The organism is Catellatospora sp. NPDC049111, from assembly GCF_040648615.1.
Lineage (GTDB): Bacteria > Actinomycetota > Actinomycetes > Mycobacteriales > Micromonosporaceae > Catellatospora > Catellatospora aurea.
The window spans coordinates 24,953-50,465 of record NZ_JBEZEB010000013.1 but is presented as its reverse complement, the minus strand read 5'-3'; the positions used below and the strand labels follow the sequence as shown (position 1 = coordinate 50,465).

The 25,513-nt window shown below is 71.9% G+C and carries 14 protein-coding genes; 13 read left to right on the top strand and 1 reads right to left on the bottom strand.

The genetic code is table 11. The features are described from left to right. The first annotated feature begins 171 nt into the window (after window positions 1-171). The 8 genes from AB0B66_RS19950 (at window position 172) to AB0B66_RS19915 (ending at window position 15,023) form a co-directional block, all read left to right on the top strand. Window positions 172-3,447, top strand: a complete 3,276-nt coding sequence (locus tag AB0B66_RS19950) for a discoidin domain-containing protein (RefSeq protein WP_360531531.1) — start codon at window positions 172-174, stop codon at window positions 3,445-3,447. Window positions 3,448-3,507: 60 nt separating this feature from the next. Further along, window positions 3,508-5,622, top strand: a complete 2,115-nt coding sequence (locus AB0B66_RS19945) for a ThuA domain-containing protein (RefSeq protein WP_360531528.1) — start codon at window positions 3,508-3,510, stop codon at window positions 5,620-5,622. A gap of 80 nt (window positions 5,623-5,702) precedes the next feature. Further along, window positions 5,703-8,537, top strand: a complete 2,835-nt coding sequence (locus AB0B66_RS19940; RefSeq protein WP_360531525.1) for a PQQ-dependent sugar dehydrogenase — start codon at window positions 5,703-5,705, stop codon at window positions 8,535-8,537. A gap of 27 nt (window positions 8,538-8,564) precedes the next feature. Further along, complete coding sequence (locus tag AB0B66_RS19935; protein WP_360531522.1) at window positions 8,565-10,058, top strand: glycoside hydrolase family 99 protein; 1,494 nt, start codon at window positions 8,565-8,567, stop codon at window positions 10,056-10,058. A 238-nt stretch (window positions 10,059-10,296) separates the two neighbouring features. Beyond that, the gene (locus AB0B66_RS19930) at window positions 10,297-11,346 is read left to right on the top strand and encodes a substrate-binding domain-containing protein (RefSeq protein ID WP_360531519.1); all 1,050 of its coding nucleotides are present in this window, start codon (window positions 10,297-10,299) and stop codon (window positions 11,344-11,346) included. 115 nt (window positions 11,347-11,461) lie between these two features. Continuing rightward, window positions 11,462-12,505, top strand: coding sequence for an ABC transporter permease (locus AB0B66_RS19925; RefSeq protein ID WP_360531516.1), 1,044 nt, complete (start codon window positions 11,462-11,464; stop codon window positions 12,503-12,505). After that, window positions 12,502-13,518, top strand: coding sequence for an ABC transporter permease (locus AB0B66_RS19920; RefSeq protein WP_360531513.1), 1,017 nt, complete (start codon window positions 12,502-12,504; stop codon window positions 13,516-13,518). The genes AB0B66_RS19925 and AB0B66_RS19920 overlap by 4 nt, the downstream gene beginning before the upstream one ends. Then, the gene (locus AB0B66_RS19915) at window positions 13,518-15,023 is read left to right on the top strand and encodes a sugar ABC transporter ATP-binding protein (RefSeq protein WP_360531510.1); all 1,506 of its coding nucleotides are present in this window, start codon (window positions 13,518-13,520) and stop codon (window positions 15,021-15,023) included. The genes AB0B66_RS19920 and AB0B66_RS19915 overlap by 1 nt, the downstream gene beginning before the upstream one ends. A gap of 63 nt (window positions 15,024-15,086) precedes the next feature. On the opposite strand, the gene AB0B66_RS19910 is transcribed toward AB0B66_RS19915, so the two are convergent. Continuing rightward, window positions 15,087-15,458, bottom strand: a complete 372-nt coding sequence (locus AB0B66_RS19910; protein ID WP_360531507.1) for a TraR/DksA C4-type zinc finger protein — start codon at window positions 15,456-15,458, stop codon at window positions 15,087-15,089. Between the two features lie 555 nt (window positions 15,459-16,013). Here AB0B66_RS19910 and AB0B66_RS19905 point away from each other — a divergent pair. The 5 genes from AB0B66_RS19905 (at window position 16,014) to AB0B66_RS19885 (ending at window position 25,498) form a co-directional block, all read left to right on the top strand. Continuing rightward, entirely contained in the window at window positions 16,014-16,712 is a 699-nt protein-coding gene (locus AB0B66_RS19905) for a M23 family metallopeptidase (RefSeq protein WP_360531504.1), read from the top strand. A 31-nt stretch (window positions 16,713-16,743) separates the two neighbouring features. Next, window positions 16,744-20,397, top strand: coding sequence for a hypothetical protein (locus tag AB0B66_RS19900; RefSeq protein WP_360531501.1), 3,654 nt, complete (start codon window positions 16,744-16,746; stop codon window positions 20,395-20,397). A gap of 141 nt (window positions 20,398-20,538) precedes the next feature. Further along, on the top strand, window positions 20,539-21,606 hold the full coding sequence (locus AB0B66_RS19895; protein WP_360531498.1) for a DUF559 domain-containing protein: 1,068 nt from the start codon (window positions 20,539-20,541) through the stop codon (window positions 21,604-21,606). After that, window positions 21,603-22,262 (top strand): hypothetical protein, encoded by a 660-nt coding sequence (locus tag AB0B66_RS19890; RefSeq protein WP_360531495.1) that lies wholly within the window; start codon window positions 21,603-21,605, stop codon window positions 22,260-22,262. Before AB0B66_RS19895 ends, AB0B66_RS19890 begins: the two co-directional genes overlap by 4 nt. Then, window positions 22,259-25,498, top strand: a complete 3,240-nt coding sequence (locus AB0B66_RS19885) for a DUF87 domain-containing protein (protein ID WP_360531492.1) — start codon at window positions 22,259-22,261, stop codon at window positions 25,496-25,498. The genes AB0B66_RS19890 and AB0B66_RS19885 overlap by 4 nt, the downstream gene beginning before the upstream one ends. Window positions 25,499-25,513 lie beyond the last annotated feature (15 nt).

The window sequence follows — 25,513 nt, the reverse complement described above, 5'->3', positions numbered from 1 at the left end:
GCGGCACGCCGCGGACCGCCCGGACGCCCGACCCCGAGGGAACGCGTCATGGCACCCGTCGCCGAGAACCACCGTGCTCCGCGCCTGAACAGTGGCCGGTCGCCGGGACCGTCGCGCGCGCCTTCGGCCCCCGTCCCGCACCAGCCGACCCCCACTGATCCGGAGCGACCCATGCCACGAAGTAAGCGCCCGCGCCTTGCCGCGGGTCTGGCCCTGCTCATGCTCGCGAGCGTGACGGCGGCCGTCGTCAACGTCGTCGCCACCCCCGCCCCCGCGGCCGCCGCGCCGCCGCCCACGTCCAGCTTCGAGAAGGTGAAGCTCGACGGCGGGCTGTCCATGGGCGAGCCCATCGAGCTGTCCGTGCTGCCCGACGGCAAGGTCCTCTACATCAATCGGGGCACCAGCTCCGGCGGCGGGCAGGTCCGGCTCTACAACCCGGCCACCAACTCCACCACCGTGGCGCTGACGCTGCAGCTCGACGCCCGGTTCGAGGACGGCCTGATCGGCATCACGCTGCACCCGCAGTTCGCCGTGAACCGCTGGGTGTACCTGTTCTACTCGCCGGTGGCCACGCCGCTGGTCAACCGGATCTCCCGGTTCACCTTCAACACGTCCACGAACGTGCTGGACGCGGCCAGCGAGACCAAGCTCATCGAGTGGCCGACCGAGCGGCGGCTGTGCTGCCACAGCGCGGGCTCGATGACCTGGGACAGCAACAACAACCTGTACTTCGCGGTCGGCGACAACACCAACTCCGGCGGCGACTCCGCCGGCATGGCCCCGATCGACGAGCGCACCTCGCGCGACGCCCAATACGACGCCCAGCGAACCTCGGGCAACACCAACGACCTGCGCGGGAAGATCAACCGGATCCACCCGGAGAACAACGGGACCTACACGATCCCGTCGGGCAACCTGTTCCCGGTCGGCACGGCCAACACCCGGCCCGAGATCTACACCATGGGCAACCGGAACCCGTACCGGATCTGGGTCGACAAGCAGGCGAACAACACCCTGTACTGGGGCGAGGTCGGGCCTGACGCGGGCGCGACGATCCCGAACCGGGGACCGGCCGCCTACGACGAGTACAACCGCGCCACCGGCCCCGGCAACTACGGCTGGCCGTACTGCGGCGGCCCGAACGTCGCCTACAACGACTGGGACTTCGCGGCCAACGCCCCGCGCGGCTGGTTCCCGTGCGGCGGGTCCACCGGCCCGGTCAACAATTCGCCGCGCAACACCGGCCTGCAGCAGCTCCCGCCCACCAAGGGCGCGCTGGTCTGGGAGCAGCACGGCGGCAGTGTCGACTGGCCCGCGCTGGACAACCCGGGCGGCTGCGGCTCGCCCAACCACGCCGAGGTCTACCACTACAACCCGAACCTGGTCTCGGACGTGAAGTGGCCCGCCTACTACGACAACAAGCTGATCATCACCGAGTACTGCCGTAACTGGATCAAGGAGGTCCAGTTCAACAACGGCAACCCGGCGACCGGCACCCCGACCGTCATCGAGCCGGTGGTGTCCGGCATGCAGCTGGTGCACCCGATCGACATGGAGTTCGGCCCGGACGGGTCGCTCTACCTGCTGGAGTACGGCAACGGCTACTTCTCCGGCGACGCCGCCGCCGGCCTGTACAAAATCAACTACGTGGCGGGCGGGCGCTCGCCGACCGCGGTGGCCACGGTCAACCGGGACAACGGCCTCGCACCGCTCGCGGTGACCTTCTCCAGCGCGGGCAGCAGCGATCCCGACGGCGACCCGCTGACCTACGCCTGGGACTTCGACAACAACGGCACCACCGACTCCACCGCCGCCAACCCGAGTTACACGTACACCACGGTCGGCGACAAGCGGGCCCGGCTGACCGTCAACGACGGCACCGGCCGCTCCGGCACCACCGTCATCCCGATCGTCGTCGGCAACAACCGGCCGACAACCACCGTCGGGTCCATTCCCAACGGCGGCATCTACGGCTGGGGCGACAACGTCACCGCGACCGCGGCCTCCACCGACGCCCAGGACGGCACGATCGCCTGCGGCAACGTGGTGGTCCGGGTGGCGCTCGGGCACCAGGAGCACGCGCACGAGGAGGGCCAGGGCACCGGCTGCGGCTTCACCTTCAACACCGGCCCGATCCATGCCGGGCTGGACGCGGTGCAGTTCTTCGTCGTCCGGGGCAGCTACACCGACAGCGGCGCGTCCGGCACGGTCCCGCTGACCGGCGAGCAGCAGCTCACCCTGTGGCCCAAGCAGTGGCAGGCCGAGCACTACGTGACCCTCAACGGGCCCAAGGTCGTCGACCAGGCCGCGGCCGAGGGCGGCAAGCGGCTGGGCGACATCCAGAACGGCGAGTACGTCCGCCACCACGGGGTCAGCCTGAAGGGCATCACCAGCGTCAAGGCCCGGGTCTCCTCGGCCGGGGCGGGCGGCGTGCTGTCCTTCCGGTACGACTCCACGACCGGCCCCGAGGTGGCCAGGATCACGGTGCCCGGCACCGGCGGCTGGGACAACTACACCGAGGTCACCGCCCCGATCACCAAGCCCGACGACGGCACGCACGACCTGTACCTCGTGTTCACCGGGTCGGGGACCGGCGCGCTCTACGACGTGGACAGCTACACGTTCGTCGGCAGCGGCGTCGGCAGCACCCCGCCGGGCGGCGGCCAGGACCTGGCGCAGGGCCGCCCGGTGACGGTGTCCAGCACCGAGGCCGGCGCGAACGTGGCCGCCAACGCGGTCGACGGCAACGCCGCCACCCGCTGGAGCAGCCTCTACGCCGACCCGCAGTGGATCACCGTGGACCTCGGCGCGTCGTACAACGTCAACCGGGTCCGGATCAACTGGGAGGCCGCGTTCGGCCGGGCTTACCGGGTCGAGGTGTCGCCGGACAATAGCTCCTGGACGTCGATCTTCTCGACGGCCACCGGCGACGGCGGCGTCGACGACCTGAGCGTCACCGGCACCGGCCGCTACGTGCGCGTCTACGGCACCCAGCGCGGCCTGACCCAGTACGGCTACTCGCTGTTCGATCTGAACGTCTACGGGACCCCGGCGTCAGGCGCGACGCTGCTGTCGCGAAACCGGCCGGTGACGGTGTCCAGCACCGAGGCCGGGAGCAACGTCGCCGCGAACGCCGTCGACGGCAGCACCACCACCCGGTGGAGCAGCCTGTACGCCGACCCGCAGTGGATCACCGTCGACCTCGGCCAGACCCGCAACGTCAGCCGGGTGGTCCTGAACTGGGAGACGGCCTACGCGACCGCCTACCAGGTGCAGGTCTCCAACGACAACAGCACCTGGACCACGATCTCGTCCACCACCACCGGCAACGGGGCAGTGGACGACCTGGCGGTCTCCGGCTCCGGCCGCTACGTGCGCGTCAACGGCACGGCCAGGGCCACCCAGTGGGGCTACTCGCTGTGGGAGTTCGACGTCTACGGGTCCTGACCCTCTCGCGCCGGAGGCGGCCGTCCGTCGCCTCCGGCGCACCCTCTCGAAGGAGCAACGATGCGCAGAAGGTTTCTGTCCCTGCTCACCGGCCTGGCATTGGCGGTCGGGTCGGCGGCGCTGGCGCTGCCTGCCACGGCGCAGGCCGCGCCGCTGACCAAGGTGCTGGTCTTCTCCAAGACCGCCGGCTTCCGCCACTCGTCCATCCCCAACGGCATCGCCGCGATCCAGGCACTCGGCACGGCCAACGGCTTCACCGTCACCGCCACCGAGGACGCCGCCCAGTTCACCACCGCCAACCTGGCCCAGTACCAGGCCGTCATCTGGCTGTCGACGACCGGCGACGTGCTCAACGCGACGCAGGAGGCGGCGTTCCAGAGCTACATCGCCGCGGGCGGCGGCTACGTCGGCGTGCACGCGGCGGCCGACACCGAGTACGACTGGGCCTGGTACGGCGGCCTGGTCGGGGCGTACTTCGCCTCGCACCCGGCGACCCAGCAGGCCACCATCCGGGTCGAGGACCGGTCCAACATCTCCACCTCGCACCTGCCGCCGACGTGGACGCGCACCGACGAGTGGTACAACTACCGCGCCAACCCGCGCGCCAACGTCAAGGTGCTGGCCAGCCTCAACGAGTCGTCGTACAGCGGCGGCAGCATGGGCGACCACCCGATCACCTGGTGCCAGAACTACGGCGGCGGGCGCTCCTGGTACACCGGCCTCGGCCACACCGAGGAGACGTACGCCGACGCGAACTTCCGCACCATGCTGCTCGGCGGCATCCAGGTAGCGGCCGGGGCCAAGCCCGCCGACTGCCGCCCGGAGACCGGCTACACCGCGATCTTCGACGGCACGCAGGCGAGCCTCAACCAGTGGCGCATGGCCGGGCCGGGCGGGTTCACGCTGGCCAACGAGACGCTGACCTCGTTCGGCGGCATGGGCCTGCTGTGGTTCCCGGTGCGCACGTACAGCAACTACTCGCTGAAGGTCGACTGGATGATGCCGGGCGACGACAACGGCGGCGTGTTCATCGGCTTCCCCGACCCCGGCAACGACCCGTGGGGTCCGGTCAACGCCGGGCACGAGATCCAGATCGACGCCACCGACGCCGACCCGAGCCGCACCACCGGCAGCGTGTACAGCTTCCAGGCGCCCAACACCACCGCCCGCACGGCCGCGCTCAACCCGCCCGGCCAGTGGAACACCTACGAGATCGGGCTGCACGGGCAGCGGGTCGAGATCTGGCTCAACGGCGTGAAGATCAACGACTACACGAGCACCCGGGCCATCGCGACCGGCTACATCGGCGTGCAGAACGACGGCACCGGCGCGGACATCAACTACCGCAACATCCGGATCAAGACCGACGGCACCCAGCCCCCGGCCACCGATGTCGCCCAGGGCAAGCCGGTGACCGCGTCCAGCACCGAGGCGGGCGGCAACGTCGCGGCCAACGCCGTGGACGGCAACGCGGCCTCCCGCTGGAGCAGCCTGTACACCGACCCGTCCTGGATCACCGTGGACCTCGGGCAGTCGTACAACCTGACCCGGGTCCGGCTGAACTGGGAGACGGCCTACGGCCGGGCGTACCAGCTGCAGACCTCGCCCGACAACAGCACCTGGACCACCGTCTACTCCACGACCACCGGCGACGGCGGCGTGGACGACGTGACCCTGACCGGCACCGGCCGCTACGTGCGTTTGTACGGCACGCAGCGGGCCACCCAGTGGGGTTACTCGCTGTGGGACTTCAACGTCTACGGCACCCCCGCCGGGACCGGACCGGTCCTGCTGTCGCGCAACCGGCCGGTGACCGTGTCCAGCGTGGAGCCCGGCAGCGCGCACAACGGCGCGAACGCCGTGGACGGCAACACCGGCACCCGCTGGGGCAGCGCCTACGCCGACCCGCAGTGGATCTCGGTGGACCTCGGCGCGAGCAAGAGCATCAGCCGCGTCCGGATCAGCTGGGAAGCGGCCTACGGGCGGGCCTACCAGGTGCAGACCTCGCCCGACAACAGCACGTGGACCACCGTTTACTCCACCACCGCCGGTGATGGCGGCGTGGACGACCTGACCGTCACCGGCACGGGCCGCTACGTGCGCGTCAACGGCACCCAGCGCGGCCTCACCCAGTACGGCTACTCGATCTGGGAGCTGGACGTCTACGGCAGTTGAGCAGCCCCCTTCCCCGTCCCACCCCCGGCGCGCACGCCCCTGCGCGCCGGGGCACCCCCACCCCCCTCGGAAGGAAGCCCATGAGAAAGATCCCCCGGTGGCGGTTGTGGCTCACCGCCGCCGCCACCCTCGCCGCGAGCGCCGCGGTGTCGGTGACGGCGGGCGCGCCCGCCGCGCAGGCCGCGCCGATCCCGGCGGCCGACTACCAGCAGGTGTCGCTGGCCACCGGCTCGGCCGAGCTGGGCGAGCCGATGTCGCTGGCGGTGCTGCCGAACCGGTCGGTGATCCACACGGCCCGGGACGGCACGATCCGGGTCACCGACGTCAACGGCAACACCAAGCAGGCGGCCAAGCTGTCGGTGTACACCCATGACGAGGAGGGTCTGCAGGGCATCGCGGTCGACCCGAACTTCGCGAGCAACCGCTACATCTGGGTGTACTACTCGCCGCCGCTGAGCACCCCCGGCGGCGACGCCCCGGTCACCGGCACCGCCGCGGACTTCGCGCCGTGGAAGGGCCACCTGCGGCTGTCCCGGTTCACCCTCAACGCCGACGACACCGTCAACACCGGCAGCGAGCGCATCACCCTGCAGGTCGACAACGACCGCGGCCAGTGCTGCCACGTCGGCGGCGACATCGACTTCGACGCCGCGGGCAACCTGTACCTGACCACCGGCGACGACACGAACCCGTTCGAGTCGGCCGGTTACAGCCCGATCGACGAGCGCACCAACCGCAACCCGCAGTTCGACGCGCAGCGCTCCTCGTCCAACACCAACGACCTGCGCGGCAAGCTGCTGCGCATCAAGCCGCAGGCCGACGGCAGCTACACCATCCCGTCGGGCAACCTGTTCGCGCCCGGCACCGCCAACACCCGGCCCGAGATCTACGCGATGGGCTTCCGCAACCCGTTCCGGATGAGCGTGGACAAGGCCACCGGCATCGTCTACCTCGGCGACTACGGCCCCGACTCGGGCACCACGGACGCCAACCGGGGCCCGAGCGGGCAGGTCGAGTTCAACCGGATCACCTCGGCGGGCAACTACGGCTGGCCGTACTGCACGGGCACGAACACCACCAGCGAGACGTACAACGAGTGGAACTTCGCCACCAACAGCACCGGCGCGAAGTACAACTGCGCGAGCGGCCCGGCCAACAACTCGTTCCGCAACACCGGCCAGGCCACCCTGCCCGCGGCCCGGCCCAGCTGGATCCGCTACGGCGGTGACGCCGGCAGCCCGCCGGAGTTCGGCAGCGGCTCCGAGTCGCCGATGGGCGGCCCGGTGTACCGCTACAACGCCTCCTCCACCTCGACGGTGAAGTTCCCGCAGTCCATGGACGGGCGCTACTTCGCCGGTGAGTACGGCCGCCGCTGGATCAAGGCGATCGCGCTGAACGCCGACGGCACGCCCGGCGAGATCTCGGCGTTCCCGTGGACCGGCACCCAGGTCATGGACATGGCCTTCGGCCCGGACGGGGCGCTGTACGTGCTCGACTACGGCACCGGCTCCAACAACCAGGGCCTGTTCCGCATCGAGTACATCGGCGGGGCCAACCGCAACCCGGTCGCCAAGGCCGCCGCGGACAAGACCTCCGGGGCCGCCCCGCTGACCGTGAACTTCTCCTCGGCGGGCAGCTCCGACCCCGAGGGCGGGGCGCTGAGCTACCTGTGGACGTTCGGCGACGGCACGACGTCGACGGCGGCCAACCCGACCAAGACGTACACGGCCAACGGCACGTACAGCCCGACCCTGCGGGTCACCGACCCGGGCGGCCTGACCGGCACGGCCAGCCTGGTCGTCACGGTCGGCAACACCGCCCCGACGATCAACCTGACCACTCCGGGCAACGGCCAGCTGTTCACCTTCGGCGACACGGTGTCGTTCAACGTCACCGTCAGCGACCCGGAGGACGGCACGATCAACTGTTCCCGGGTGACGGTAACGTACTCGCTCGGCCACGACAGCCACGCCCACCAGATCACCTCGAAGACGGGCTGCTCGGGCACCATCACCATCCCGGTCGACGGCGAGCACGACGCCGCGGCGAACATCTTCGGCGTCATCGACGCGGCCTACACCGACAACGGCGGGCTGACCTCGCGCAGCACCCGCACCCTGCAGCCCAAGAAGCGCCAGGGCGAGCACTACGGCGCGACCTCGGGCGTGCAGCCGGCCGACCACGCGGCGGCCGAGGGCGGGCGCACCGCCGGGTTCATCGAGAACAACGACTGGATCTCGTACAACCCGTACATCGTGGGCAACGCGACCCAGTTCACCGCACGGGTCTCCTCGGCGGGCGCGGGCGGCACCATCGAGGTGCGCACCGGCTCGGCCACCGGCACCCTGCTCGGCACCGTCACCGTGCCGGTGACCGGCAGCTGGGAGACGTTCACCAACGTCACCGCCAACCTGTCCGGCGCGCCGTCCGGCACGACGACGCTGTACCTGGTGTTCAAGGGCGGCTCGGGCAACCTGTTCGACGTCGACTCGTTCACCTTCACCACCGGCACACCGCCGGCCAACCCGGTGGTCGCGTGGCGGGCCCGGGTCAACAGCCAGTACGTCACCGCGGCCAACGCCACCACGGCGCTGATCGCCAACTCCACCACCGTCGGCACCACGCAGCTGTACGACCTGGTCAGCCTGGGCGGCGGCAACTACGCCCTGCGTTCCAAGGCCAACAACATGTTCGTCTGCGCGGAGAACGCGGGCGCGAACCCGTTGCTCGCCAACCGGGCGGCGGCCGGCTCGTGGGAGACGTTCACCCTGGTCAACAACTCCGACGGCAGCGTCAGCCTGCGCGCGACGGTCAACGGCATGTACGTCGTGGCCGAGAACAGCGGCGCCGGATCACTGATCGCCAACCGGACCGCGATCGGCCCCTGGGAGAAGTTCGACCTGATCACGCAGTAACGCCCGCGTCCCGGAAGGGGACACCTCATGAATCGCATCAGGCGGACCTGGTCCGTCCTGCTGCCGGCCGTCGGGCTGGCGCTGGCGCTGTCGGGGACACCCGCGGCGTCGGCGCCCCCGCCGGTGGCGGCACCGGTCATCGCGGCGGCCCAGGCGGCCGCCGCCCCGCTCGCGTCCAACGTGCACATCTTCTACTACTCCTGGTACGGCAGCCCCGCCGTGAACGGCTCCTACCGGCACTGGCAGCAGGGCGGCTTCACCCCGCCCAACGCGATCGGGGCCAACCTGTACCCGAAGCTCGGCGCGTACGACTCCGGCGACTACGCCGGGGCCGTCAACCAGCACATGGCCTGGATCGCCCAGGCCGGGGTGGGTGTCATCGTCTACAGCTGGTGGGGCCAGAATTCCTACGAGGACCGCCTCGTTCCCGGGGTGCTCAACGCGGCCGATCAGCACGGCATCAAGGTCGCGTGGCACCTGGAGCCCTACGCCGGGCGCACCGCCGCGTCCACGGTCGCCGACGTCAACTACCTCAACAGCCGGTACGGCTCGCACCCGGCGTACCACCGCGACGCCGCCAACGGCAACCGGCCCGCGTTCTACGTGTTCGAGAGCCTGCGCACCGCCGACTGGGCCCCGATCGCGCCGCTGCGCAGCGCCAACATCATCCTGGCGCAGACCACCGACACCTCGAAGGTGGCGCACTTCGGCGGCATGTACACCTATGACGCCATCGCCGGGACGACCGCGCCCGGCTGGGCCGACGCCAGCGCCTTCTGCAAGGCCAACGGCCTGGTCTGGGCCCCGTCCGTCGGGCCCGGCTACATCGACGACCGGGCCGTGCCCGGCAACACCACGCCCACGCTCGGGCGCGACAACGGCGCGACCTACGACCGCGAGTGGGGCAACGCCCTGGCCGCGGCCAACGGCGGCCCGCCGAGCTGGGTGTCGATCACCTCGTTCAACGAGTGGCACGAGGGCTCGTCCATCGAACCGGCGCACGCCACCCCGCCCGCGGGCAACAACTACCAGACCTTCTCGGGCGCGTACGGCCTCACCGGTACGGCCGCCGAGACGGCCTACCTCACCCGCACCAAGTACTGGGTGGACCGCTACAACCCGCCCGCGCCCTCGTCCGTGGTGAGCCTGCGGGCCCGGGTCAACAACCGGTACGTGGCTGCGGAGAGCGCGGGCGCGGCCCCGCTCATCGCCAACCGCACCTCGGTCGGCCCGTGGGAGCAGTTCGACCGTGTCGACCTGGGCGGCGGCCTCATCGCACTGCGCGCCCGGGTCAACACCCGGTTCGTGCACGCCGACAGCACCGCGCCGCTGATCGCGAACGCGACGGCGGCCGGGACGTGGGAGACCTTCCGCGTGGTGGCCAACAGCGACGGCAGCGTCAGCCTGCTGGCCACGGCCAACAACCGCTACGTCGCCGCCGAGAACGCGGGCGCGGCGGCGCTGGTCGCCAACCGCACCGCCATCGGGGGATGGGAGAAGTTCGACATCGTCCCCGGCTGACCGGGTGGGTGGCGTGGAGGCCTCGTCCCGCGTCACCCACCGCACCGCAGCTCGCCGCCCTCGTGATTGTTTCGCGGGGGCGGCGAACTGTTGCCTGGAGAGCGTTTTCGTATTTCCATGTCCGATCAGGTCGTTACGGCGCAGGGCTTGACTGCCGCTACGTGACCGAGTAAACATCTAGGAAATATCCTATAGGATTTTGACGACTCGAAGTGCCTGACTAGGGAAGGAACTCGGCATGAGGCCGCTTGTTCGACTGGGCTCCACCGTCGGCGTGCTCGCTTTGGTGATCGCGGCGGCGGCCTGCACCAAGAAGGAAGAAACCCCCGACGGCGGCGCGACCGCGCTGACCGCCGCCCAGGTGAAGGTGGCGCTGGTTCCCGGTGGCGCGCACCCGTACTTCCAGCCGTGGAAGGACGCCGGCGGCAAGGCCAAGACCGACTTCGCGTTCGGCGACGTGACGTTCAACGAGACCGCCGGCTGGGACCAGACCAAGCAGAACGACGTGCTCACCTCGCTGGCCGCGCAGGGCTACAACGCGTTCGGCATCTTCGGCGTCGCGCCGGAGAGCATCAACTCCACCTTCGAGAACCTCAAGAAGCAGGGCTTCCACGTCGGCTCGCTGGCCTCCTGCCCGGCGGGCGACAAGAACCTCGCCGACTTCTGCCTGTCCACCGACGTGCAGGAGGCGGCGTACAAGGCGGCCAAGGCGGCCGTGGACGCCATGGGCGGCGCGGGCAACCTGGTCCACCTCACCGGCAACAAGGTCGACTCCAACACCCAGCGCCGCATCGCGGGCGTGAGCAAGGCCGTCGACGAGACCGGCGGCAAGGTCAAGCTGCTGGACACCATCACCGACATCGACAAGGACCTGCAAACCGCGCAGAAGGCCGTCGCCGACCTGCTCGCCGCCAAGGGCAGCCAGGTCAACGCGATCGTCACCACCGCCTACAACCCGGCCGTGGCCGCGGCCGGCGGCGTGAAGCAGGCCAAGCTGCCGATCAAGGTGATCGCCATCGACGACGACCCGACCATCATCGCGGGCATCAAGGCCGGCGAGGTCGCCGCGACCGTCCTGCAGAACCCGGTCGGCCAGGCGTACGTCGGCTCGTACGCGCTGGTGAAGCTGTCCGAGGGCTGCACCATGGCCACCCCCGGTGTCATCATCGACTCCGGTTCCTTCGTGGTCACCACGGCCAACGTCGCGACCTACGACAACGACCGCGCCGCCAAGACCGACTCGCTCAAGTCCGACTTCGACAGCAAGTACCTCACCTGCGCCAAGTGATCCGCTGACGGCCGGGGCGAGCGGGCCCCGGCCGGTGACGGACGCGCCCCGGCCTCACCCCCCACGCGGCCGGGGCGCGTTCGTCGCCGCCGTGCCCCACCACCCGGAGAGTGCAGTGAAGCAAGAGGAAACCACCCCCGAGCAGCGGCCGCCCGCGCGCCTGCCGCTGTGGGCCAACCCCCGGATCGGGCTCGTCGTGCTGCTGATCGCGCTGATCGCGCTGTTCACCACGCTGCGGCCCGCGTTCCTGAACACCCAGCTCACGCTGGTGCCCATGCAGGCCGACATCAGCGTGTACGCCGTCGTCGGGCTGTCCCAGCTCGCCGTGCTCTCCCTGGGCCACATGAACATGGCCGTCGGCCGGATGGCCGCGATGAGCGCGTTCGCCTCCGGCCTGCTGCACGACCGGCTCGACGCGCCGCTGCTGGTGGCGCTGGCCGGCGGCCTGGCGGTGGGCGCGCTGCTCGGCGCGCTGGCCGGGCTCATCATCTCGCGTACCGGCGTCAACTCGTTCGTGGTCACGCTGGCCCTGGACTTCGCGCTGATCGGCCTGGTGTCGCTGCTGTACGCCACCTTCACCGACGGCGTGGCCTTCAACGGACTGCCCGCGGGCATGTCCGCGCTGCGCACCGACACCTTCGCCGACTACTGCGCCGGGGACGTGTGCGGGCCGGAGATCCCGCTGCTCGCCCCGATCGCGCTCATTGCCGTGCTCGGCGTGGGACTGCTGTTCCGGTGGTCGCGGGTCGGCCGCGAGGTGCTGATGACCGGGGCCAACGCCAAGGCCGCGGAGCTGTCCGGCATCGGAGTCGGCTGGCGGGTCGTGCAGGCCCACGCCCTGTCGGGGCTGCTGGCCGGGCTCGCCGGGTTCCTGCTGTCGGCCAACAACGGCTCGTTCTCGGCCGGGGTCGGCGACGGCTTCCTGCTGCCGTCCTTCCTCGCCCCGGTGCTCGGCGGCACGCTGCTGGTCGGCGGCGCGGTCAGCGTGCTCGGCACGGTGCTCGGCACCGCCATCACCCAGGTCATCTACAAGGGCCTTAACCTGCTGCAGTTCCAGGTCGACGAGCTGAAGCTCTACATCGGCCTGGTGCTGCTGGCCGCCCTGTCCCTGGACCGGCTGCGCCACGTGCTCGCCGAGCGGCGGGGGGTCCCGGCATGACCAGCACCGTCGAGAAGACCGCGCCCCGGGCGAAGGCCCCGGCCGCGGCGGCCCCGAGCCGGCTGCGGCGCACCGTGCGCACGTCGGAGTTCACACTGGTGACGCTCGCCGTCATCGGCTTCGTCGCGCTGACGCTGACCACCGACGGCAACATGCTGTCCGCGGGCACCCTCGCGGCGTTCTTCCGTTTCCTCGCCGTACCGATGATCATCGGGTTGGCCCAGATGGTGGTGCTGGCCATCGGCCAGATGAACCTGTCCGTCGGCGTGCTCACCGGCTTCTGCGCCATGGTCGCCGCCTGGGCCATGCTGGAGGCCGGGCTGCCCGCACCGCTGGCCGTGCTCGCCGCGATGCTGCTCGGCGCGGCCGTCGGTCTGGGCAACGGGCTGCTGGTCGTGTTCACCAGGATCAACGCCTTCATCGTCACGCTCGCCACGATGACGATCATCGACGGCCTGCGGTACGGCGTGAACGGCCCCGGCACCTATCAGGACTACTCCGCCGGGCTCGAAGAACTGGGCCAGGCCTCGCTGCTCGGGCTGCCGGTCGTCTTCCTCATCGCCTGCGCCGTCGCGGCCATGGTGTGGTTCTTCTTCGCCCGCACCGTGCCCGGCCGGCACCTGCTGGCCAGCGGCGGCAGCCCGTTCGCCGCCCGGCTGTCCGGGGTGTCCAACGACCGGTCCATCGTGCTCGCGCACGCGCTGTCCGGGCTGCTGGCCGGGGTCGCCGCGGTGCTCACCCTGGCCCAGTCCGGCTCGGTCAACGCCACCATCGGCGACGACCTGCTGCTGCCCAGCTTCGCCGCGCCGATCATCGGCGGCGTCGCACTGGCCGGCGGCGTGGTCAGCGTGCTGGGCACCAGCCTGGCCGCGTTCATCGTGCGGCTGGTCGACGTGGCACAGGCCCAGTTCGCCATCAACCGGCGCTGGGTCGACCTCATCGTCGGAGCGGTCGTGCTCGGTGTGGTGCTGTCCGGCGCGATCCGGGCCAAGCTGTCCCGGAGGTCGTCGTGATGCTGCTGGCCGAAGGCCTGACCAAAGCCTTCCCGGGCGTACGGGCCCTGGACGGCGCGACGTTGCGCCTGGCCGCGGGCAGCGTGCACGCGCTGCTCGGCGAGAACGGCGCGGGCAAGAGCACCCTGGTGAAGATCCTGACCGGGGTGTACCGCCCCGACGCGGGCCGGGTCGTGCTCGACGGCGACGACGTGCACTTCGGCAGTCCTCTCGAAGCGCTGCACGCGGGTATCGGCGTGGTGCACCAGGAACGTAACCTGGTCCCGGAGTTCTCCATCGCGGAGAACATCGCCCTGCAGCACCTGCCGAACCGGCTCGGCATGGTCGACCGGACCCGCATGCGGGCGCAGGCCCGCCGCTGCCTGGACCTGCTCGACCTGGACCTCGACCCGGACACCCGGGTCGCGGAGCTGTCGGTGGCGCAGGCGCAGCTCGTCGAGATCGCCAAGGCGCTGTCGGTGGACACCCGGGTGCTGCTGCTCGACGAACCGACGGCGTCGCTGACCGGGGACGAGGCCGACCGGCTGTACGCCATCGTGCGCAAGCTGACCGCCACCGGCCACGCCGTGGTGCTGGTCAGCCACAAGCTCGAAGAGGTGTTCGCGGTCGCCGACACGGTCACCGTGCTGCGCGACGGTCGCAGCGTCGCCGAGGCCCAGCCGCTGTCGGGGTACACCCGCGACGAGATCGTGGACCTGATGGTCGGCCGGGCGTACGCCTCCGTCGAACTCACCGCCCGCACCGTGGACCGCACCGCGACCCCCGCGCTGGAGCTGGCCGGGCTCAGCACCCGCCACGGCCACCGCGACGTCTCGCTCACCGTCGCCCGCGGCGAGATCCTTGGCCTGTACGGCCTGGTCGGCGCGGGACGCACCGAGCTGGCCAAGGCGCTGCTCGGGCTGGACGAGGTCACCGGCGGCGAGGTCAGGGTGCACGGGACGCCGGTGCGCATCCGCGACGTCGGGCAGGCGTTGCGCCGCCACCGCATCGGCTACGTGCCCGAGGATCGCAAGGGCGAGGGCCTGTTCCTGGAGCAGCCGATCACCCGCAACGTCGGCGTGACCGTCTGGCGGCGGCTGGCCCGCTTCGGGCTGATCCCGGACCGCGCCGAGCGCGACGTCGTCGCCGAGTACACCGAGCTGCTGGGCATCCGGGCCGCCTCGCCGAACCAGCTCGCCGGGCAGCTGTCCGGTGGCAACCAGCAGAAGGTCAGCCTCGCCAAGTGGCTTGCCGCGAGCTGCGACATCCTCATCGTGGACGAGCCGACGGTCGGCATCGACGTGCGCACCAAGGCCGCGTTCCACGAGCTGATCGCACGGCTTGCCGGACAGGGCATGGCCATCCTGCTCATCTCGTCCGACCTGCCGGAGATCGTCACGCTGGCCGACCGGATCGCGGTGATGGGCGAGGCCGCCGTACGCGGCGAGCTGGTCAACGACCACGACTACGACGCGGTGAGCCAGCGGGTCATCCGCCTCATCCACGCCGCGCCCGTGCCGGCCTGACGCCAGGACGAAGGCCCGTCCCCACCGCCGCCGGCGGGGACGGGCCTTCGCGTCAGCGGACGGTCAGTGCCGGCGCTCGGCGGCCGCCTGGCACTTCACGCAGTGCGTCGACCAGGGCATGATCTCCATGCGGGCGGGCGGGATCTGCTGCCCGCAGCCGTCGCAGGTGCCCAGCGAGCCGCGCTCGAACCGGGCCAGCGCGTCGGACAGCTTGCGCATGTGGTCGTCGAGCGCGGCCGTGAGCAGGTCCTGCTGCTCGGTGTCGGAGACCATCGTGCCCGCGTCGGCGACGTCGCCGGGGCCCTGGTCACCGGAGCGGCGCAGCTGCCGGACGGACTCGCTCTGCACCCGCAGCTGCTCGGCCGCCTCCTCGTAGCGTGCCTTCAACAGCACGCCGAGTTGTGCGTTGTCGAGCGTGCCTTCCAGCGTTGTCATCATGCCTCCACTGTCTCGGTGCATCGTTGCTGCCCGATGCCGCCGCCGACCAAACCTCCGTTGTCAAGCGAGACAACGGAAACGGGGCCCTGCGGTTTCGGGTGAAGCACGGCCATCGTGCGTCGGATGTCTGAGCTTTCGCTGAACGCCGAACCGGTGGGTGGCGCGGGCGCGTTATCCTGCCCGCCGCGCCGACGGCAGGGGATTCGTGCCGCATGAGGTGCGCCGAAATGCCCGATCGATCCCGAAGAAGTCCGGTGGGTGGACGGGTGGTGTGCCGGCTCCCGGCCGCGTTCGGCGAGAACCTTCGCCACGGGGCCCGTGATGCTGCCCACTGACGGATTTTTCCCGGCGGCCGCACAGGCTCGGGCACCGGTGGGCCGAACGTGAATGTGAGTTGATTTAGGATTTAAGTTGCATTTTTGGCATGTCTACTGACTTGTGTCTAGTGCCCGATTTGGTTACGTTGTCCTGCAGTGCCATCCCTGGCGAGGGCGACTCGCCTGAATGGGGCTCCGGACGGACCGGTGCCCGACGTGACCGAAGGGTGTGGTCGTGCGCTATCGGCCAGAGCTGGTCAGGGAGGCCGACCGCTACTGCGGGCGGCGCCGCGCGGGCACCCCGTCGCGGAGCAGGTACGCCACCGTGCTGGCCACCGCCGCCGCCGGAGCGGGCATCGTGGCCTTCGGCGCCGCGGCCGTCGTGCCCGACGCGAAGGCGGAGACCTCCGGCGAGCACCTGACGGCATTCGCCGACGCGGCCCGGGGCGACACCGCCGCCCGCCCCAACCGGGGCGACCGCCAGCTCAGCACCTCCATCAGCCAGGACGCCCCCGACGCGTGGGTGCTGCCGCTGCACGGATACACGCTGAGCTCCCGCTACGGCATGCGCTGGGGCCGGCCGCACCGCGGGCTCGACCTGGCCGGGATCGCCGAGGGCACGCCGTACATGGCGGTGCGCGGCGGGGTGGTGGTGCAGGCCGGCTGGAACGGCGGCTACGGCAACTCGATCATCGTCGACCACGGGCACGGCCTGCAGACGCTGTACGGGCACTCCAGTCGGGTGCTGGTCAAGCCGGGCGACCGGGTCCAGGCCGGCGACGTGATCGGGATGGCCGGCAACACCGGCTACTCGTACGGCACCCACCTGCACCTGGAGATCCACGTCGACGGCGTTGCGCACGACCCGCTGACCTGGTTCAAGAAGCACGGCGTCGACTTCGAGCTCGAACTCGAAGAGGTCTACGGCACCTGACGCCGCACCCGAGATCGCTACACTCCCTCGGATGGCGGGGGAGTGGGAAGACGTCGACCGGCTGATCGCCGAGCGGGCAGGCACGCCGTATCCCGGAGCGCCTGAACCCTCCGCCGACGACCTCGCGAACCTGCTGCTGGAGCTCCACCCCGCGCAGTTCGACCGCTGGCTGCGGCACACCGTCGCCGAACTCCACCCGGCCGCCGAGCGCGCCGACCGGCTCCGCCTGGGCGCGGCGTCCACTCCGGACCACCCGTTGTCCGTCGCCGCCGCCGAACTGCGCGCCTGGTACACGGGCGCCAGCCCGGCGGAACCGATCATCCTGCGGGCCGCCGGACCACCCGGCTCGGAGACGGTCGCCCTACTGCGCCTGCGCGAGTACGCGCTGCGGCTGGCCGCGCTGGCGAGCAGGCTCCGCGAACATGCGGACGCGGCCGGATGGACCGTGCCGCAGCGGCGGCTCGCCCTGCGGCACCGGTTCGAGCCCGTCGCGAAGGCGCTGCGGGAAAAGGTCCTCGACCGGTACACGACCGGCGTCAGCTGGGAGCGGGTCACTGCCGAGCTGTACACCGCCGCCGGGTGCGACCCCGGTCTGCACCGTCGGCTCACCAACGCCGAAGCCTGGCCGCTGGCCGTGATCCGCGCGCTGCGCCAGGGCGGGCAGCCGCCGGTGCTCGCTGTCGACGCCGGCCCGCCGCGCACGGACACCCGGCCCGCCGTTCCGCCGCCGGCCGCCGAGCCGGGCTGGGAGCAGGCGCTGGCGCAGGCGGTCGCCGCGCTGGCCCCGGCGCACCGGGCAGGCCGCCGCGCAGAACTCGTCGCCCGTGCCGACACGCTCTGGGGTCGGATGCAGGAGTTGCGGGCACTGGTCGATCCGGCCGCCCGGACCACGGTGGAGGGCGCGCCCTCACCCGCGCCAGAGCCGCTCATCAATCGGCGCGGTCGGCCCACCGACAGCCGACCCGCGCTGGACTGGGCACACCTGGCGCTGGCACGGTGCCGAGCCGTCACGACCGCCGGGCATGCCGCCGACGCGGAGACCGACGCCGGGCTGCTCACGACGGCACGGCTGCTGGTGGACGCGCAGTGGGCGGGCGGCGTGGCACTGGGCTATCTCTTCCCCGGTGTGGACGACGACACCGTGCTGGACGTGGCAGCGCGCCACCTCCAGCACGACCGTGCCAGGCTGCTGGCCGCCCTGGGCGGCCCGGCGGCACCCCCGTCCGGAGGTCGCCGCATTCTCGGCGCGTCCAGCGTGCTCGCCCCGCGGCAGCCGACCGCGCCGCCCTCCGGCGACCTGCTCGGCCGGCTGTACGCGGCGTCGGCGGAGCAGCTGGCCCGCTACCTGTCCGACGTGCTGACCACGGCCGCGGACAAGGCCGACCCTCACCGCACCCACCTGGGCAGGATCGCCCGCGACGTCGCGGCGGCCCTGCCCGAGCCGGCCGGGCCGGACCAGGTCGAGTCGGCCTGCCGCGTGCATCCGCAGCAGGAAGACGGCGACCTGCTGTCCTACGCGGCGGTGATGTGCGGCCGCGCCGCGAGCCGGGCCGCCGCCGCGCTGCACGAGGTCAACGGCCGGATGCTGGGCAACCCATGGGAGGGCGCCTTCGCGGCCGAACCGGACCTGGCCGAAGGGCTGCGCGCGCTGCGGCTGCTCGGCGACCGGCACGGCCTGCCCGCCGACTGGCTCGACGCGACCTGGCAAGCCGGGTCCCCCGGCACCTGCCGATGGCCGCTCGGCGAGACCGTACGCGGGCCGGCCGGCGACACCGACCTCACGCCGATCAGCGGCGCACCGGTGCTCCGCTGGCAGGTCGCGCACACCGCGCACGGCAACCCCGCCGAGCCGCCGCCGGGCATCGCCGTCAACGGGCACGGGCTGATCGTCTGGCGGGACGGGCAGCGCGGATATCACTCCTACGATCCGGACAGCGGCCGCGAGCGCCGCCTCGGCCACGGCCGCTTCGTCGGGTACGCCGCCCGCACGGTGTTCGCCGAGTCGGGTGGGCAGCCGTTCCAGGTTGACGTGATCACCGACGCCGAGGTGTCCGGCCGCCCACTGCCCGGCCCCGCTCCCGCACCGCCGCCGCTGCGCTCGCACGACGGCCTCGTGGTGCAGGCCGAGTGCCGCGCCGGTGCGCTGACCTACCACGCCGCCGGGACCGCCGTCCGGGCCGTGGCCGCCGACGGCGCGCTGTGCTGGGAAGTGCGGCTGGAGGAGCTGATCGGCGACGGCGGTACCCGCCCCGACCGCCATCCGGCGGCGTTCGGGGACGAGGGCTTCGGCGTGCGCGCGATGACCGCCGCCGACCATCGGCTCTATCTGCTCACCACCGGCCGCCGGCTGCTCTGCCTGGAGCAGCCGGCCCCCGGCGAGCCGCCGTCGCGCCTTCGGCCCGCGACCCTGCACCAACCGCCGGGCACCCGGCTCAGCGAGCGCGTCGAGCGGCTCTGCGGCTACCGTTACGTGGCCCGGGTGTCGTTCGGAGAGGAGGTCGCGCTGGTGTTCGACACCGAGCCGTTCACCGCCGAGCGGGTCTACCGGCAGCTCAGCGAGCGCGGATACCAGCTGGTCAGCGTGAGTGCGTCGGGCCGGGGCTGGGTGGCGAAGGCGGCCAGGCTCGCACCGGAGCGCATCCGGGTCTACGTCGCCTCCGACGACGACGCCAAGTGGTACACCATGTTCGACTGGCCCACGCACGTCGCCCTCAGTCACGCGCACCGGCGCTGGTTCCGCTCGTCCAAGCCGGACAGCATCTACGACGACGACCGTTACCTCTACGTCAGCGAGGAGATCGGCCGTCGAGTGGCCCGAGCCATGGGCGCCGAGCCGGCCACCACCGCCGAGTTCGAGGACATCCGCCGGCACACCGGCGAGCGCTGGCAGCGGTCGCAGCGGCGGCCGAAGGACCTGTACGAGACCCGGCGGCAGCAGTTCGCGCCCCGGCTGCCGGCACTGCGCGCCCAGGCCGAGCGGCTGGCGGAGCGGCTGCCCGCGCGGGAGGAGGTGACCGGCTCCTACCGGCCCGAACCCCGGCGCGCCGCCGAGCACCCCGTCGCCGCGGCCGCGCTCGACGAACCGTTCGCGCTGGTGCGCTTCCAGTACGGCTTCTTCGGCAAGGGCACCCGATACCTGTCGCAGCGGGTCGCGGTCGGCACACCGGACGGCCCGGTGACCCTCGACGTGGAGATCGACGTGTTCACCCGGGTGCTGGAGTACCAGGCGGTGACGCCGTTCTGCCCCGAGGAGGGCTACCTGCTCGACGCGCACGACCGTGACCCGATCGCCCGCTCCGCCAAGATCGACCGGTACCACCTGGGGGTCTTCGGCAGCGGGCAGTACTTCCCGGTGTCGCCGTACCGGCTGCGGGTGCACCTCGCCCACGACGCCCCCGCCGGGTCGGCGGCGGCCCGCTTCGCCGAAGGACTCTGGCTGGAGCTGGCCTTCCCCGACGGCGCTGCCTACCGTGCGGCCTCCTACCGCACGGCGAAGGCAGGCCGGGTGTACGAGCAGTGGGTTCCCGTGGCGTTCGGGCTGCTCCCGGTCGTCGCCGGGCTGGCCCCGGAATGGGTCTCGATCCAGGTGCCCGAGCAACTCGAACTGCTCGCCGAGGTGACCGCCACGCTGCGCCACCTGCCGGACGAGCCTCGGCCCAGCGCCGTCCACCTCTTCGAGGAGTGAGCGCGGCGGGGCCGGTTCGGGATAGGACGAACCGGCAGTCTTCCCGACCCGACAGCGTTGTCTAGGGCCGAATGTCCGGTTGCCGTCTACCCAGTGCAGCGACAGAATCACCAGGAGTCGCAGCTGGGGAGATCTCTAGGCATGACACCACATTGGACGCATTCACCGGCAGGCCGGGTCACCCGCCTGCGGGGCGCGTCCACGGAGGTGATCGAGCTCGCGCTGACACCGCTGCCGGACGACGCGCCCGCGGTGCTGACCTTCCGCCCACCCGCCTCGGCCTCCGCCGCCGAGATCGTGGCGTGCGCGCTGACCGAGCTGGAGTCCGCCGCGTCGCGGCTGTTCCCGGCCTGGCTGCCCACCGCCGAACAGCTCGAAGGGCCGGGTGGCGGCGGCGTGCCCGCGGTCCGGGCGCTGGCGATCGAGCAGGCCGCCGGATCACGCCACTTCGGGCCATTTCTGGCCGATCTGGCCGAGCAGGCGCTGCGTGAGCGTGCCGGTCCGGCACACGCGGCGCGACGGAGACCGATCGCGGGCCGGTTCGCGCCCGAGGTGCGGGCCGCGGGACTGGCCCGCGTGGTCGCCGAGAGCTACCGGCGGGCGAGCGCCGCACTGCTGGTCGACGTGCCCGCGGGGCTGACCGGGCCGCAGCAGTTGGCGCTGGCCGCCGCCGGGGAATGGCTGGCCGCGCACGGCGGATTCGCGGTATGGCTGGCCGGAGCCGACCTGCCCGACGCGGCTCGCGTCACGGTGCGGCCGGTGCGGCTGCCTGAGCACGTCGCCGAGCTGGTCGCGACGGCGGACGATGCTCCCGCGGCCGGGCCGCCCCCGGCGACGCTGACGTATCCGCCGGTCGAGGGCCGCCCGCGCGCGGACAGCGCCGCGGAGACCGCGCTGGAGGCGGCGCTGGTCGAGGCGGCCTGGGCCGCCGGCCGCATCTGGAACCGCCGGTACGCGGCCCGCCCGCACTACGTCATCGACCTGGTGTGGCACGACGAGCGCTGTGCCGTGGAGATCGACGGCGACGAGCACCGCGGCCCGCGCAAGTTCGCCCACGACCGCCGCCGCGACGTGCTGCTGCAACTCGACGGCTACGCCGTGCTGCGCTTCACCAACCACCAGGTCCTCACCGAACTCGGCCAGGTGCTGGCACACCTGGAGCAGTACCTCCGATCCCGACGCACCGACGCGCACAAGGAGAAGAAATGACCAAGCTCAAGCCCTCGGAGAAGGCGTGCCTGCTGCTGCTGATGGCGGAGGCCCGCGAGGTCTCCAACAGCGAGCTGCTGGCGCGCTACGGCGTCTCGATCACCGGCGCGGACAGCCGCGCCCTGGTCGAGAACAAGTTCGCCACCAAGCGCAAGGGTGCCAAGGGCGCGCTGGTGCACGAGCTGACCGACGAGGGCTGGGCGCAGTGCAAGCGGGAGCTGGAGGCGGAGTACGTCAAGGGCACCGGTCCGGCCTACCCGGCGCTGCACGCGCTGCTCGGCGCGGTGGACCGCTACCTGCGCCGGGCGGAGCTGAGCCTGCCCGACCTGTTCACCGCCAGCACCCCGCCGCCCGTGCCGCAGCCGGTGGCCAAGGTGAAGCCGGTCGTCAAGCGCGGGCTGGAGAAGCGGGTGCGCACCGCGTACGACAAGCTCGCCGACGCGCCGCAGGCCTGGGTCAGCCTCACCGACCTGCGCCGGGAGCTGACCGGGGCATCCGCCGCCGAGGTCGACGCGGCACTGATGAAGATGGCGGTCGGCGGGGCCATCGTGCTGGTGCCCGAGGACAACCAGAAGACGCTCACTGACGAGGACCGCGCGGCCGCGATCCACATCGGTGGTGAGGACAAGCACCTGCTGTCGATCGAGGCGGCATGAACCCGGAGCAGCGCAGGGCGCTGGCGAACCTGCGCTTCGACGTCGCCCCGGTGCCCGACGACGTCTGGCGCGGCTCGCCGTTCCACGTCGAGGCGCTGCACGACGACGTGGTGCGGCACATCCTGCACGGTCTGGACGACGCCCGGCGCAGCCCCGACGGCAGTCCGATCGGTATCGCCATGCAGGGCCAGCCCGGCTCGGGCAAGACGCACCTGCTCGGCTGGATACGCGAGCAGACCCAGCGCGGCGGCGGCTACTTCTTCCTGGTCGGGCTGCTGGACGGGGCGGCGTTCTGGTCCAGCGCCACGCTGGCCGTGGTCAACGGGCTCCAGCGCGACCACCTCGGCCAGGGCAGCCAGCTGTCGGTGTTCATGGATCGGCTGTGCACCGCGGCCGGCGTGCCCGAGCAGGCCGCGGCGGCGGTCACCGGCCGTGCTCCGCTGACCCGGGCCCACCTCGACGAGTTCGCCGCGGCGCTGCGCCGCTTCGACGGCCCCGTCGGCATGGCCTGCCACCACACCGCGCGGGCGCTCGCGCTGCTCGGGGCCGCCGACGACCCGGCCGCGCAGGACGTCGGCTACACGTACCTGCAGTCGATGCAGGAGATGGAGCCGGGCGAGCGCCAGGAGTGGGGCATCCACCCGGTGCAGAAGCCACCGCAGCTGGTCATGCAGGAGCTGTCGCAGCTGCTGGCGCTGACCGGCCCTACGGTGGTCGCCATCGACCAGATCGACACGCTGGTGGCCCAGCTGTGGAACAGCACCGCGCTCAAGGAGGCGGGCACGGAGAGCGCCGAGCAGACCCAGCTGATCAACCAGATCGCGGACGGCCTGATGGCGCTGCGCCAGACCACCCGGCGCACCCTGACCGTGCTGGCCTGCCTGCCTTCGACCTGGACGCTGATCCGCACCCGGGCCACCAAGTCGGTCGCCGACCGGTTCCGCGAGCCGGTCACACTCAAGGGCATCGCCAGCGCCGACATCGCCCGCGACATCGTCGCCAAGCGGTTCGCGGTGCGCTTCGGCGAGCTGGGCTTCGTGCCGCCGTACGCGACCTGGCCGGTGCGGGAGGAGGCGTTCGCCGAGGCGACCGTGTTCACCCCGCGGCTGCTCATCAACCGGATCAACGAGCACGTGCAGGCCTGCCTGCGCGAGGGCGCGGCGCGCGAGCTGGCCGGCTTCACCGAGTCCGAGGACCGCGCCGCCGTGCTCGTGCCCGCCGAGGTGCTCGACGACAAACTGGACCGGCGCTTCGCCGAGCTGCGCGAGAGCGCGGACGTGGGACCGGCGCTGGCAGGGCCGACCGAGGACGGCGAGATGCCGGAGCTGCTGGCCGCCGGGCTGTCCGCGTGGATCGAGGAACTGGGCGAGGCCGGGCGGGCGTTCCGGGTCGACCCGCCGCAGGGCGGCAAGGTGCCGCTGCACGCCCGGCTGCGGCGCAGCCTGGACGAGGCCACCGAGGACGAGCAGCACTGGTCGTTCCGGGCGATCGCGCACACCAACGCGATCGCCGCGCTGTCGCGGCTGCAGGCTGCGCGCACCAGCGCGGGCCTGAGCCGGGGCATCGGCAAACGCAAACTGTTCCTGCTGCGCAACATCGACTGGAACAAGGGCGCGAAGACGCAGGAGGTGCTGAAGGCGTTCGCCGCCGACGGCGGCACCCGGCTGAGCCTCGGCGAGGACGACCTGCGCACCTTCGCCGCGCTGCGGCAGCTGCTCGCCGAGCGGGACTCCGGCCTGGCCGCCTGGCTGGCCGACCGCCGCCCGGCCGGGCGCACGATGCTGCTGCGTACGGTGCTCGGCGAGATCGTGGCCGAGATCGCCGTGGCCGAGCAGGCCGCCGAACGCCGCCGGGACCAGGCGGTACACGCGCAGACCGGCAGTGGCGAAACGGCGCGGGAGCCGAGCGCGACGGCGCAAGCCGGAGCCGAGGCAGACGGTGCCGCCGACGTCGGCGTGAACGTCTCCGGCGGGTCGGCGGGCGAGCCGGCCGCGCGTGAGCCCGCGCCAGCGCACACGATCACGCTCGGCGCGGGCTACGACGACGGGGAGCCGGTGCGGCTGGATCTGGAGTCGCTGCGCAAGCACACCGCGATTTTCGCGGGCAGCGGGTCCGGCAAGACGGTGCTGATCCGGCGGCTGGTCGAGGAGTGCGCGCTGCAGGGCGTGTCCACGATCGTGCTGGACCCCAACAACGACCTGGCGCGCCTGGGCGACCCCTGGCCCGAGCCGCCCGCGGGCTGGTCGGCCGGCGACGCGGCGCGCTCGGCGGAGTACCTGGCGCACACCGACGTGGTGGTGTGGACGCCGCGGCGGGAGGCCGGGCGGCCGCTGAGCTTCCAGCCGCTGCCGGAGTTCGCGACCATCCGCGACGACGCCGACGAGTTCGGGGCCGCCATCGACGCCGCGGTGGCCAGCCTCGCGCCGCGGGCGAAGGTGGACGGCGGCACCGCCAAGGCGATGCGCGGGCAGGCGGTGCTCAACGAGGCACTGCGGCACTTCGCGCGCAGCGGCGGCGAGGGCATCCGGGCGTTCGTCGGAGTGCTCAGCGCGCTGCCGGACGGGGTGAGCCAGCTGGAGGACGCCGAGAAGATCGCGTTCGAGCTGTCGCAGAACCTGACCGCGGCGATGGTGACCGACGCCCTGTTCGGCGGCGGCGGGGCACCGGTCGACCCGGGCCTGCTGCTGACGCCCGCGCCCGGCAAGCGCGCCCGGGTGTCGGTGATCAGCCTGGTCGGGCTGCCGTCGGAGCAGCAGCGGCAGAGCTTCGTCAACCAGCTGCAGCTGGCGCTGTTCGCCTGGATCAAGAAGAACCCGGCCGGGGACCGGCCGCTGGGCGGGCTGCTGGTGATGGACGAGGCGCAGACCTTCGCCCCGTCCGGGCCGCTGACGGCGTGTACGCAGAGCACGCTGGCGCTGGCCTCGCAGGCGCGCAAGTACGGCCTGGGCCTGGTCTTCGCCACGCAGGCGCCCAAGGGGCTGCACAACCGCATCTCCGGCAACGCCGCGACGCAGTTCTTCGGGCTGCTCAACGCCCCGGCGCAGATCGAGGCGGCGCGGGAGATGGCGCGGGCCAAGGGCGCGGACGTGCCCGACATCTCGCGGCTGGGGACCGGCGAGTTCTACGCCTCGGGGGAGGGCTTCGCGTTCCGCAAGATGCGCGGCTCGCTGTGCCTGAGCCACCACCCGAAGAGCCCGCTGACGACGGAGGAGGTCGTCGAGCGCGCCAAGCGCTGACGGATCTCCGAAGGG

What these genes read in the sequence shown, in the direction of transcription:
- AB0B66_RS19935 (WP_360531522.1), top strand. Translation starts at nt 8,565, where the DNA reads ATGAATCGCATCAGGCGGACCTGGTCCGTCCTGCTGCCGGCCGTCGGG.
- AB0B66_RS19920 (WP_360531513.1), top strand. Translation starts at nt 12,502, where the DNA reads ATGACCAGCACCGTCGAGAAGACCGCGCCCCGGGCGAAGGCCCCGGCC.
- AB0B66_RS19950 (WP_360531531.1), top strand. Translation starts at nt 172, where the DNA reads ATGCCACGAAGTAAGCGCCCGCGCCTTGCCGCGGGTCTGGCCCTGCTC.
- AB0B66_RS19910 (WP_360531507.1), bottom strand. Translation starts at nt 15,458, where the DNA reads ATGACAACGCTGGAAGGCACGCTCGACAACGCACAACTCGGCGTGCTG.
- AB0B66_RS19940 (WP_360531525.1), top strand. Translation starts at nt 5,703, where the DNA reads ATGAGAAAGATCCCCCGGTGGCGGTTGTGGCTCACCGCCGCCGCCACC.
- AB0B66_RS19885 (WP_360531492.1), top strand. Translation starts at nt 22,259, where the DNA reads ATGAACCCGGAGCAGCGCAGGGCGCTGGCGAACCTGCGCTTCGACGTC.
- AB0B66_RS19890 (WP_360531495.1), top strand. Translation starts at nt 21,603, where the DNA reads ATGACCAAGCTCAAGCCCTCGGAGAAGGCGTGCCTGCTGCTGCTGATG.
- AB0B66_RS19895 (WP_360531498.1), top strand. Translation starts at nt 20,539, where the DNA reads ATGACACCACATTGGACGCATTCACCGGCAGGCCGGGTCACCCGCCTG.
- AB0B66_RS19900 (WP_360531501.1), top strand. Translation starts at nt 16,744, where the DNA reads ATGGCGGGGGAGTGGGAAGACGTCGACCGGCTGATCGCCGAGCGGGCA.
- AB0B66_RS19945 (WP_360531528.1), top strand. Translation starts at nt 3,508, where the DNA reads ATGCGCAGAAGGTTTCTGTCCCTGCTCACCGGCCTGGCATTGGCGGTC.
- AB0B66_RS19930 (WP_360531519.1), top strand. Translation starts at nt 10,297, where the DNA reads ATGAGGCCGCTTGTTCGACTGGGCTCCACCGTCGGCGTGCTCGCTTTG.
- AB0B66_RS19915 (WP_360531510.1), top strand. Translation starts at nt 13,518, where the DNA reads ATGCTGCTGGCCGAAGGCCTGACCAAAGCCTTCCCGGGCGTACGGGCC.